The organism is Ramlibacter sp. MAHUQ-53 (assembly GCF_052600055.1).
The window spans coordinates 103,089-114,060 of sequence record NZ_JBQWTS010000009.1 but is presented as its reverse complement, the minus strand read 5'-3'; the positions used below and the strand labels follow the sequence as shown (position 1 = coordinate 114,060).

Genomic DNA, 10,972 nt, shown 5'->3' with positions numbered 1-10,972 from the left:
TAGGACAGAATCGGGAGCATGTTCCCGCCCACCGATCCCACCGTGAAACGCCTGCCCTGGCCGGCCCTGGTGCGCGCCGTGCGCGAGGTGCTGGCCGACGATGCCGTGCACGTGCCGCAGCGCCTGGTGCAGCCCCTGCCGGGCGGCGCCAGCCTCTTCGTCATGCCGGCGCATGACGCGCGCCTGGCGATCGCCAAGCTGATCACCTTCACCCCGGCCAATGCCGGCACCGGCCGGCCGGCGATCCAGGGCGACGTGGCAGTGTTCGACATCGCCACCGGCGAGCGCCGCCTGCTGCTGGACGGCCCGGTGGTCACCGCGCGCCGCACGGCCGCCGTGTCGCTGCTCGCGGCGCAGGCGCTGGCGCGGCAACCCGATGGCCCCCTGCTGGTGGTGGGCGCGGGGGCGCAGGGACATGCCCATGTCGAAGCCTTCGCCCACGGCCTGCCGCTGCGGGAGGTACGCATCGCCTCGCGCGGTGCGGCAGGCGCGCAGGCACTGGCCGATCATGCGCGCTCACTGGGACTGCGCGCTGTGGTGGTGGATGACCCCGACGCCGCCCTGGCCGACTGCCCGCTGGTGGTGACCTGCACCCCGGCCAGCGGCATCGTGCTGTCGGCGCAGGCCCGGCCCGACGCCTTCATCGCCGCGGTCGGCGCCTTCACCCCGGCGATGGTGGAACTGGCCCCGGCCCTGTGCCGCCAGTGCGCGGACGCCGAGGGCGGCGGGGTCTGGCTGGACACGGCGGACGCGCGCCACGAGGCGGGCGACCTGCTGCAGGCCGGGCTGGACGTCCAGGCCTTCCCCACGCTCGCCGACCTGGTGCGCGGGCGCGCCGCGCCCCGCGGCGCGGGGCCGGTGCTTTTCAAGAGTTGCGGGTGGGCCGGCTGGGACCTGGCGGCGGCGCGCGCCGCGATGGACGCGATCGCCGGAAGGGCCGCGGAGGATGCGGCCTGAGCCGGCCGGTCAGGCCTTGGGCAGCGTCACGCCGCGCTGGCCCTGGTACTTGCCGCCGCGGTCCTTGTAGCTGACCTCGCAGGTCTCGTCGCTCTCGAAGAACAGCACCTGGGCGCAGCCCTCGCCGGCATAGATCTTGGCGGGCAGCGGCGTGGTGTTGGAGAACTCCAGGGTCACGTAGCCTTCCCACTCGGGCTCGAAGGGCGTCACGTTGACGATGATCCCGCAGCGGGCATAGGTGCTCTTGCCCAGGCAGACCGTCAGCACGTTGCGCGGGATGCGGAAGTATTCGACCGTGCGCGCCAGGGCGAAGCTGTTGGGGGGGATGATGCAGTGGTCGCCGTGGAAGTCGACGAAGCTCTTCTCGTCGAAGTTCTTCGGGTCCACCACCGTGCTGTGGATGTTGGTGAAGACCTTGAATTCCGGCGCGCAGCGGATGTCGTAGCCGTAGCTCGAAGTGCCGTAGCTGATGATGCGCTGGCCCTGCACCTCGCGCACCTGGCCGGGCTCATAGGGCTCGATCATGCCGTGCTGCTCGGCCATGCGGCGGATCCACTTGTCGCTCTTGATGGTCATGGGACTCTCCTGCGGCGGATTGTAGGCGGGGCGGGTCTTCGAGCCGCCGGGCGCCCCGCTGCGTGTGCCTCGCGGCCCCCGCGGGAGCGCCAGCTTGCTCGGGTCGGCCGGCGCGACGCTCAGGCCCCGTTTGCAACGTGCACGCGCTCGATGGCGCGGTCGTCGCCCAGCACGATCAGCGCGAACAGGAACTCGTCCAGCGTGCGCGCGGCCTGCGTGCGGCGCGCCAGCAGCGGCGTGGCCTGCGGGTCGATCACCACGAAGTCGGCCTCGCAGCCGCGCGCGAGGTTGCCGACCACGCCCTCCAGCCCCAGTGCGCGCGCCGCGCCGGCGGTGTGCTGCCACCACAGCGCCTGCGGCGAGAGCGACAGCCCCGGCTTGGTCTGTCCCTCGCGGGCCACGTAGTAGGCCGCCAGCATGGTGTGGAACGGCGAGAAGCTGGTGCCGCCGCCAACGTCGCTGGCCAGGCCGTAGCGGAAGCCGGCGCGGTCCGCGCCCGCGTAATCGAAGAAGCCGCTGCCCAGGAACAGGTTGCTGGTGGGGCTGACCGCGGCGGCGGCGCCGCTCTCGCGCATGAGGGCACGGTCGGCGTCGTCGAAGTGGATGCAGTGGGCGTAGACGGCGCGCTCGCGCAGCAGGCCGAAGCCCTCGTAGACCGACAGGTAGCTGCGCGCCTGCGGGTACAGCGAACGCACCCAGGCGATCTCGTCCTTGTTCTCCGCCACGTGCGACTGGATCCACACCTGCGGGTACTTCGCGGCCAGCTCGCCCATGCCGCGCATCTGCGCGTCGCTGCAGGTGGGCGCGAAGCGGGGGGTGATGGCGTAGCCCAGGCGGCCCTGGCCGTGCCAGCGGCGGATCAGGGCCTCGCAGTCCAGCAGGGACTGCTCGGTCTCGTCGCGCACGCCGTCGGGGGAATGGCGGTCCTGCATGACCTTGCCGGCGATCAGCCGCAGGCGCCGGGCCTGCGCCCGCTGCATCAGGGCGTCGACCGAGGCCGGGTGCGAGGTGCAGAAGGTCAGCGCGGTGGTGACGCCGTGGCGAAGCAGCTCGTCGAGGAAGAAATCCGCCACCTCGCCCGCGTAGGCCGGGTCGTGGAAACGCGACTCATGGGGAAAGGTGTAGTTCTCCAGCCAGGGCAGCAGGCCTTCGGCCGGCGAGCCGATCACGTCGGTCTGCGGGTAATGGACATGCAGGTCCACGAAGCCCGGCGCGATGAGCTTGCCGGGCAGGTGCTCGATGGCCACGCCGGGGAAATTGGCCGCCAGCGCGGGGTACGCGCCCGCGGCCCGCACCACCTGCGTGCCGGTGGCATCGGGGCCGACGACCAGCAGGCCGTCCTCGTCATGGACGGCGGCGCCGTCGTCGTTGAAGCGAAGCAGGGCGGCGCGGAAGGCTTTCATCGTGCAGTCGGACAAGCAGGAGGCGCGCCTATTGTGCGCGCTCGCGGCGCTGCGCGGCGGCCCGCCCCGGCCCCCGGCCGGTCACTTGCCGGTCACTTGCCGGCCTTGCCCACCACGCCTTCGGCCAGCCAGTCCATGCCGAGGATGGCGCCGTCGTCCAGCGACTTGCCGGCGGCGATGCGTTCGCGGCCCTCGTTGTCGCGCACGGCGTCGGACTTGCCGGCGGCGAAGGGCCGCAGGCGGCCGGCCGCGATGTCCTTCTGGCGCGCCAGCACCTCGTCCTGCACCGCCTTGGGCACGCGCGCGCCGAAGTCGCCGACACGGATCATGCCTTCCTTGACGCCGCCCCAGACCGTGCCCGGCTTCCAGGTGCCAGCCAGCACCTCGCGGGCGCGGGCCGTGTAGTAGCCGCCCCACTGGTGCGTGACCGCGACGACCTGGGCATCCGGCGCGACCTTGCGCATGTCCGAGTGGTAGGCCACGGCCAGCTTGCCGCGCTCCTGCGCGGCGACCATCACCGCGTTGGAGCCGGTGTGGAAGGCGAGCACGTCGGCGCCCTGGTCCATCAGCGCCATGGCGGCGTCGCGCTCACGCGGCGGGTTGAACCAGTCGTTCAGCCACACGACGCGCACCTGCGCCTTCGGGTTGACCGAGCGCAGGCCCAGGGTGAAGGCATTGATGCCCTGGAGCACCTCGGGGATGGGAAAGCCCGCCACGTAGCCGGCCACGTTCGACTTCGTCATGCGCCCCGCGGCGATGCCGGCGAGGTAGCGGCCCTCGTAGTAGCGGGCGTTGGCGGCCGAGACGTTGGGCGCGGTCTTGTAGCCGGTGACCGACTCGAACTTCACGTCCGGGAAGTCCTTGGCCACCTTGAGCGTGGGCTCCATGTAGCCGAAGCTGGGCGTGAAGATCAGCTTGTGGCCCTGCTGCGCGAGGTCGCGGATCACGCGCTCGGCGTCAGCGCCCTCGGCCACGTTCTCGACGTAGCGGGTCTCGGCCTGTGCGCCCAGGGCGGACTGGACGGCCTTGCGGCCTTCCTCGTGCTGGCGCACCCAGCCGGCGTCGGTCAGCGGCGCGACATAGACGAAGCCGATCTTCAGCGGCTCCTTGGCGGGCTGCGCGCGGGTGGAAAGGGGGGAGAAAAAACTGGCGGCCACGAGCAGCGTGGCAGCGAGGTTTTTGTACATGGTGTTCCTCTACATGGCCCCGGGGACAAACGAAAACGCCGCTGCGGGGCGCAGCGGCGCGTGGGTGATTCTAAACGCCTGGCCTTACGCCGCGAATTCCGCGAAGACGGCGTCCAGCTGCGCGACCCAGCGGTCCTTGTCGGCCTGGGGCACGAAGCTCGCCTCGAAGCTGTTGCGGGCCAGCTGGTAGGCATGGCGGGCGGTCAGGCCGGTGGCGGCGAAGGTCTGCACGAAGTTGTCGTTCATGTAGCCGCCGAAATAGGCCGGGTCGTCGGAGTTGACGGTTGCCACCAGGCCGGCGTCCAGCAGCGCGCCCAGGTTGTGGTCGGCCAGCTTCGGGAAGACGCACAGCTTGAGGTTGGACAGCGGGCAGACCGTCAGCGGGATGCGGTCCTGCGCCAGCCGCTGCACCAGCGCCGGGTCCTTGGGCGACTGCACACCGTGGTCGATGCGCTCGACCTTCAGCACGTCCAGCGCCGACCAGACGTAGGCCGGCGGCCCCTCCTCGCCCGCGTGGGCCACCAGGCGCAGCCCCAGCTCGCGGCACTTCGCGAACACCCGCGCGAACTTCTCCGGCGGGTGGCCGACCTCGCTGGAGTCCAGCCCCACGCCGATGAACCTGTCGCGAAACGGCAGCGCCGCCTCCAGCGTGTCGAAGGCCTCGGCCTCGGACAGGTGCCGCAGGAAGCACAGGATCAGGCTGGCGCTCACGCCCAGCTTCGCCTTCGCGTCCACGCAGGCGCGGTGCAGGCCGTCCACCACCACCTGCATCGGCACGCCGCGCGCGGTGTGGGTCTGCGGGTCGAAGAAGATCTCCGCGTGCACCACGTGGTCCGCCCTGGCCTTCTCGAGGTAGGCCCAGGCCATGTCGTAGAAGTCCTGCTCCTTGAGCAGCACGCTGGCGCCGGCGTAGTAGATGTCCAGGAAGCTTTGCAGGTTGGTGAAGGCGTAGGCCTGGCGCAGCTCCTCGACGCTGGCGTAGGGGATGGCCACGCCGTTGCGGCGCGCCATCTCGAAGATCAGCTCGGGCTCGAGCGAGCCCTCGATGTGGATATGCAGTTCCGCCTTGGGCATGCGGCGCAGCAGCTCGGGCAGGCGTTCGGGGGCGATGTCTTTCACGCGAGGGGTCCTTCCAAAAGAAAAAGGGCCGCCCGAGGGCGACCCTTCACAGGCAGTGGCGCGAAGCTTACTTCTTGTCGCCGCCGGGGATCTTGCCTTCCACGCCCTTGACGTAGAAGTTGATGCCACCCAGGAACTTGTCGTCGGCGACGGCGTCCTTGGCCAGGACGTCCTTGCCGGCCTGGTCCTTGATCGGGCCCTTCCAGATCACGAAGGAGCCGTCCTTCAGGCCGGCCTTGATCTCTTCGACCTTCTTCTTGGTGTCTTCCGGCACGTCGGCGGCGATGGAGACCATGTCGATCGCGCCTTCCTTCACGCCCCACCAGCTGGCGGAGTTGCCGGTCCACTTGCCTTCCAGGGCGTCACGCACGGCCTTCACGTAGTACGGGCCCCAGTTGATGATGGCGGAACCCAGGTGGGCCTTGGGGCCGTAGGCGGTCATGTCGCTGTCCCAGCCGAAGGCGCGCTTGCCCATCTTCTCGGCGGTCTGCAGCACGGCCGACGAGTCGGTGTTCTGCATCAGCACGTCGGCGCCGCCGTTGATCAGGGAGGTCGCGGCCTCGGTTTCCTTCGGCGGATTGAACCAGTCGCCGACCCAGACCACCTTGGTCTTGATCTTCGGGTTCACCGACTGGGCGCCCAGGGTGAAGCTGTTGATGTTGCGGATCACCTCGGGGATCGGCACCGAGCCCACCACGCCCAGCGTGTTGGTCTTGGTCATCTTGCCCGCGATCACGCCGGCCATGTAGGCGCCTTCGTAGGTACGGCTGTCGTAGGTGCGCAGGTTGTCGGCCTGCTTGTAGCCGGTGGCGTGCTCGAACTTGACGTCCTTGGCATCGGCGGCGACCTTGAGCATCGGCTCCATGTAGCCGAAGGTGGTGCCGAAGATCAGCTTGTTGCCCTGGCCGACCAGGTCACGCATCACGCGCTCGGCGTCGGCGGACTCGGGCACCTTCTCGACGAAGCTGGTGACGACCTTGTCGCCGAATTCCTTCTCCACCGCCTTGCGGCCGTTGTCGTGGGCGAAGGTCCAGCCGCCGTCACCCACCGGGCCGACGTAGGCGAAGGCGATCTTCAGGGGCTCGGGCTTGGCCGGTGCGGCGGCGGCCGAGGCTGCCGGCGCGGGCGCAGCCTCTTCCTTCTTGCCGCAGCCCACCAGGGCGGTGGCTGCCAGCGCGGTCACGGCCGCGACTTGGAGCATCGAGCGTTTCTTCAGGTCGGTCATGGTTTCCTCTGATTTAGGACGACGAAAACAGGAATTATGAACCCGGGAAAAACGGCTTCCCGAGGGACGCCGGCATATTCGCGCGGATCCATGCCGGATTGCGCGACATCAGGGCCAGCACGACGATGGTTGCAATATAGGGCAGCATCGTGAGGAATTCACTCGCCACCTCCACCCCGGATCCCTGGAGGTGGAATTGCAGCATCGTCACGCCCCCGAACAGGTAGGCCCCAAGCAAGACCCGGGCCGGGCGCCAGGTGGCGAAGGTGGTCAGGGCCAGCGCGATCCAACCCTTGCCGGCCACCATGCCCTCGACCCACAGGGGGGTGTAGACCACCGAGAGGTAGGCGCCTGCCAGGCCACACAGCGCGCCGCCCGACACCACCGCGGCCAGGCGGATGCGGCGCACCGGGTAGCCCAGCGCATGGGCCGACTCGGGCGACTCGCCCACCGAGCGCAGCACCAGGCCGGCGCGCGAGCGGTACAGGAACCAGATCAGTGCCAGGGTGAAGGCGATGACCAGGTAGACCATCGGGTGCTGGCGGAACAGCGCCGGCCCCACCAGCGGCAGGTCGCCGAGCACCGGGATGGAGAACTGCATCCGCTCAGGCAGCTTCTCCTGCACGTAGCGGATGCCGGCGAAGGCCGAGAAGCCCGCGCCGAACAGGCTCAGGGCCAGGCCGGTGGCGTACTGGTTGGTCCCCAGCCAGATCACCAGCCCGCCGAATACGGCGGACAGCGCCGCGCCGGCAGCCGCGCCGGCCAGGAACCCGAGCAGGTCGCTGCCGGTGTGGACCACCACGGCGAAGCCGGCGATGGCGGCGCACAGCATCAGGCCCTCGGCGCCGAGGTTGACGATGCCGGCCCGCTCGTTGATCAGCAGGCCCAGTGCGGCGATGGCCAGCACCGTGCCCGCGTTGAGCGTGGCGGCCAGGAGGAGTGCGTAGCTTTCCATGTCAGGCCACCGCCTTCCGGGCGCCCTGGCCCTGCCAGCGCACGCGGTACACGAGCAGCGTGTCGCAGGCCAGCAGCGCGAACAGCAGCAGGCCCTGGAACACGCCGGTGATGGACTTGGGCATGCCCAGTCGCGACTGGGCGTACTCGCCGCCGATGTAGAACATGCTCATGAGGATGGCCGAGAACACCATGCCCACCGGGTGCAGCCGGCCGACATAGGCGACGATGATGGCGGCGAAGCCGTAGCCCGCCGGGACATAGGGCGTGAGCTGGCCGATGGGGCCGGCCACTTCCAGCGCGCCGGCCAGGCCGGCGGCGGCGCCCGAGGTGAGCAGCGCGATCCACAGGGCCTTGCGCGCGGAGAAGCCGGCATAGCGCGCCGCCTCCGGGGCCAGGCCGCCGACCTGCTGCGCGAAGCCCGCGCGGGTGCGGAACAGGAACACCCACAGCGCCCCCGCCCCGGCCAGCGCCAGCAGCAGGCCGATGGACATGCGCGAGCCCGCCATCAGCCGGGGCACCTGGGTCACCGACTCGAAGGTCTTGGTCTGCGGGAAGTTGTAGCCGCCCGGGTCCTTCCAGGGGCCGAAGACCAGCCACACCAGCAGTTGCACTGCCACGTAGACCAGCATCAGGCTGACCAGGATCTCGTTGGCGTTGAAGCGGTCGCGCAGGAACGCGGTGAGCGCCGCCCAGGCCATGCCGCCGGCGATGCCGGCGAGCAGCACGGCGAGAACGATCCAGCGGCCGGTCTGCTTGTCCGCCAGCAGGGCCACCCCGCCAGCGCAGATGGCGCCGATGACGAACTGGCCCTCGGCGCCTATGTTCCAGACGTTGGAGCGGAAGCACACCGCCAGGCCCAGCGCGATCAGCAGCAGCGGCGTGGCCTTGACCATCAGCTCGCCGAAGGCATAGAGCGACTTCACCGGCTCCCAGAAGAACATCTGCAGCCCGCGCACCGGGTCCTTGCCCAGCGCGGCGAAAAGGGCCACGCCCAGGACCACGGTGATGGCCAGGGCCAGCAGCGGCGAGGCCAGGCTCCAGAACGCGGACGCCTGCGGACGCGGCTCGAGCTTAAACATTGGCAGCCTCCCGCGCGGCTTCGGCATGGCCGTGGCCCCACAGGCCCGACATCCATTCGCCGATCTGTTCCACCGTGGCCTCGGCCCGGGAAATGGAGGGCGACAGGCGCCCCTTGGCTATCACGTGCAAACGGTCACTCACTTCGAACAGTTCATCCAGTTCCTCGCTCACCACGAGCACGGCGCAGCCGGCGTCGCGCAGGGCCAGGATCGCGCCGCGGATCTGCGCCGCGGCGCCCACGTCCACGCCCCAGGTGGGCTGGGAGACGAGCAGCAGCCTCGGCTTCGCGTCGATCTCGCGGCCCACGATGAATTTCTGCAGGTTGCCGCCGGACAGCGAGCGGGCCGGCGCATCGGGCCCGCCGGCGCGCACGTTGAAGCGCTCGATGATCCCGCGGGCCTGCTCGCGCAGCCGCCCCAGGTGGATCCAGCCGCCACGGCCCAGCGCCTCGCGGCGCGAGAGCAGCAGGTTGTGCGCCAGGCCCAGCGTGGGCACGGCGCCGCGGCCCAGGCGCTCCTCGGGCACGAAGTGCAGGCCCAGGGCGCGCCGGCGGCCGGGGCCGAGGCGGCCGGCGGGCTGGCCGGCGACCTGCACCATCCGCGGCTCGGCCCGGGTGTCCTCGCCCGAGAGCGCGTACATCAGCTCGCGCTGGCCATTGCCGGACACGCCGGCGATGCCCACCACCTCGCCGGCGCGCACCTCGAGGCTGATGCCTTCGAGGTCGGTGCCGAAGGCGGACTCGCGCGCCAGGCTCAGGTTCTCCACCCGCAGCACGGCCTCGCCGACGCGGGCCTCGCGGTGCTGCAGCTGCGGCGGCTCGGCGCCGATCATGAGGCGGCTCAGGGAGGCGTTGCTCTCCTCGCGCGGGTCGCACTCGCCGGTCACCTTGCCCCCGCGCAGCACGGTGCAGGCGGTGCACAGCTCGCGGATCTCGTGCAGCTTGTGGCTGATGTACAGGATGCTGCAGCCCTCGGCCACCAGCTTCTTCAGCACCACGAACAGCTTCTCCACGGCCTGCGGCGTGAGCACCGAGGTGGGCTCGTCGAGGATCAGGAGTTGCGGGTCGGTGAGCAGCGCCCGGATGATCTCCACCCGCTGCATCTGGCCCACCGAGAGCGTGTGCACCGGGCGGGAGGGGTCGATGTCCAGGCCGTACTCGGCGGCCTTGGCGGTGATGCGGCGGGTGACCTCGGGCAGCGTGAGGGACTTGTCCAGCCCCAGCCACACGTTCTCGGCCACGGTCAGCGTGTCGAACAGGCTGAAGTGCTGGAACACCATGCTGATGCCCAGCGCGCGCGCCTCCTGCGGGTTACGGATGCTGACGGGCTTGCCATTCCACAGCACCTGGCCCTCATCGGGCTTGACGGAGCCGTAGATGATCTTCATCAGCGTGGACTTGCCCGCGCCGTTCTCGCCCAGCACCGCATGGGCCTGCCCGGGCATCACGCGCAGGGACACCTGGTCGTTGGCGACCACCGCCGGATAGCGCTTGGTGATGCCGGCCAGTTGCAGCCGTGGTGTATTCATCGTCTGGTCAATTTCCTAAGCCTGCCGCCGCCTGCCGGATGCGATCGCGGAGCCAGCGGGCCGAGGCCGAGGCATGCGAACGTTCGTGCCACAACTGGTAGTAGACCAGGCGGGGGAACTCGACGGGGCAGGGCAGGATTGTCACCGGCATCAGCCCTGCGAAACGTTCGCAGTACTTCCGGCCGGTGGTCAGCACCAGCAAGCTCTGCGCCACCATCGCCGGGATCAGGCTGAAATGGGGGCAGCGGGCAGTGATGTTGCGCGCCAGGCCGAGCCGGTCCAGGTGCTCGTCGATCGCGCCGCGGGCGCCGGGGTGGGTGGGCGTGGGGGCCACGTGCTCGGCGTCCAGCCAGTCCTGCGTACGCCAGCCCCGGCGCACGGCCGGGTGGTCGGCCGAGACCAGGCAGGCGACCTCGTCCTCGAACAGCACGCTGCGGTGCAGGTTGTCCGGCGGCTCCAGCCAGTTGCTCACGACCACGTCGACCTCGCCCGCGGCCAGGCGGGCATGGCAGTCGGCCTGCGGCGACAGCGCATGGATCTCGATGGCCGCGCGCGGCGCCTGCGACTTGATGGCGGCCACCAGCGCCGGCAGGAAGTGCGGGTCGAGGTAATCGCTGGCGGCGACGCGGAAGGTGATGTCGGTGGTGCGCGGGTCGAAGCCGCGCGAGTCGGCGAAGAGGGACTGCGCGGCACGCAGGATGCTTGCACAGGGCTCGACCATGCGAAGACCGGCATCCGTGGGCACCATCCCGGCGCCCGAACGCACCAGGAGGGGGTCACCCGCCACCTCGCGCAGCCGCCGCAGCGCGGCGGACACCTGCGGCTGGTGCATCCCCAGGCGCACCGCGGCGCGCGAGACGCTGCGTTCGGTGAGCACGGTGTGGAGCACCCGGATCAGGTGCAGGTCGATCCGGTCGAGGAGGTCGTGGCCCCTCATGGCC

Annotated in this window: 10 protein-coding genes; 1 reads left to right on the top strand and 9 read right to left on the bottom strand. The window is 70.3% G+C overall.

Annotated features, from left to right (window positions below; translation table 11 throughout):
- Positions 1-18: 18 nt before the first annotated feature.
- Complete coding sequence (locus ACT80S_RS14445; protein WP_377416966.1) at positions 19-957, top strand: delta(1)-pyrroline-2-carboxylate reductase family protein; 939 nt, start codon at positions 19-21, stop codon at positions 955-957.
- Positions 958-966: 9 nt separating this feature from the next.
- Here the strand turns inward: ACT80S_RS14445 and dcd are convergent, their stop codons facing one another.
- From dcd to ACT80S_RS14400, 9 genes are all read right to left on the bottom strand, one after another.
- On the bottom strand, positions 967-1,533 hold the full coding sequence (gene dcd / locus ACT80S_RS14440; protein ID WP_377416964.1) for a dCTP deaminase: 567 nt from the start codon (positions 1,531-1,533) through the stop codon (positions 967-969).
- Between the two features lie 119 nt (positions 1,534-1,652).
- Positions 1,653-2,936 carry a guanine deaminase gene (gene guaD / locus ACT80S_RS14435; protein WP_377416962.1) on the bottom strand — a complete coding sequence of 428 codons (1,284 nt, stop codon included), beginning with the start codon at positions 2,934-2,936 and terminating at the stop codon, positions 1,653-1,655.
- A gap of 92 nt (positions 2,937-3,028) precedes the next feature.
- Positions 3,029-4,123, bottom strand: coding sequence for a BMP family ABC transporter substrate-binding protein (locus ACT80S_RS14430; RefSeq protein WP_377416960.1), 1,095 nt, complete (start codon positions 4,121-4,123; stop codon positions 3,029-3,031).
- Between the two features lie 84 nt (positions 4,124-4,207).
- Entirely contained in the window at positions 4,208-5,242 is a 1,035-nt protein-coding gene (locus ACT80S_RS14425; protein WP_377416958.1) for an adenosine deaminase, read from the bottom strand.
- A gap of 67 nt (positions 5,243-5,309) precedes the next feature.
- Positions 5,310-6,467, bottom strand: coding sequence for a BMP family ABC transporter substrate-binding protein (locus ACT80S_RS14420; protein WP_377416956.1), 1,158 nt, complete (start codon positions 6,465-6,467; stop codon positions 5,310-5,312).
- Positions 6,468-6,501: 34 nt separating this feature from the next.
- Entirely contained in the window at positions 6,502-7,422 is a 921-nt protein-coding gene (locus tag ACT80S_RS14415) for an ABC transporter permease (protein WP_377416954.1), read from the bottom strand.
- A 1-nt stretch (position 7,423) separates the two neighbouring features.
- Positions 7,424-8,503 carry an ABC transporter permease gene (locus tag ACT80S_RS14410; protein WP_377416952.1) on the bottom strand — a complete coding sequence of 360 codons (1,080 nt, stop codon included), beginning with the start codon at positions 8,501-8,503 and terminating at the stop codon, positions 7,424-7,426.
- Positions 8,496-10,031: an ABC transporter ATP-binding protein gene (locus ACT80S_RS14405; RefSeq protein ID WP_377416950.1), complete on the bottom strand. Its 1,536-nt coding sequence runs from the start codon at positions 10,029-10,031 to the stop codon at positions 8,496-8,498. Before ACT80S_RS14405 ends, ACT80S_RS14410 begins: the two co-directional genes overlap by 8 nt.
- 7 nt (positions 10,032-10,038) lie before the next feature.
- Positions 10,039-10,968, bottom strand: a complete 930-nt coding sequence (locus ACT80S_RS14400; protein ID WP_377416948.1) for a LysR family transcriptional regulator — start codon at positions 10,966-10,968, stop codon at positions 10,039-10,041.
- Positions 10,969-10,972 lie beyond the last annotated feature (4 nt).

Coding starts and splice junctions, on each gene's coding strand:
- ACT80S_RS14430 (WP_377416960.1), bottom strand. CDS start 4,123: ATGTACAAAAACCTCGCTGCCACGCTGCTCGTGGCCGCCAGTTTTTTC.
- ACT80S_RS14410 (WP_377416952.1), bottom strand. CDS start 8,503: ATGTTTAAGCTCGAGCCGCGTCCGCAGGCGTCCGCGTTCTGGAGCCTG.
- ACT80S_RS14405 (WP_377416950.1), bottom strand. CDS start 10,031: ATGAATACACCACGGCTGCAACTGGCCGGCATCACCAAGCGCTATCCG.
- ACT80S_RS14415 (WP_377416954.1), bottom strand. CDS start 7,422: ATGGAAAGCTACGCACTCCTCCTGGCCGCCACGCTCAACGCGGGCACG.
- ACT80S_RS14445 (WP_377416966.1), top strand. CDS start 19: ATGTTCCCGCCCACCGATCCCACCGTGAAACGCCTGCCCTGGCCGGCC.
- guaD (WP_377416962.1), bottom strand. CDS start 2,936: ATGAAAGCCTTCCGCGCCGCCCTGCTTCGCTTCAACGACGACGGCGCC.
- ACT80S_RS14420 (WP_377416956.1), bottom strand. CDS start 6,467: ATGACCGACCTGAAGAAACGCTCGATGCTCCAAGTCGCGGCCGTGACC.
- ACT80S_RS14400 (WP_377416948.1), bottom strand. CDS start 10,968: ATGAGGGGCCACGACCTCCTCGACCGGATCGACCTGCACCTGATCCGG.
- dcd (WP_377416964.1), bottom strand. CDS start 1,533: ATGACCATCAAGAGCGACAAGTGGATCCGCCGCATGGCCGAGCAGCAC.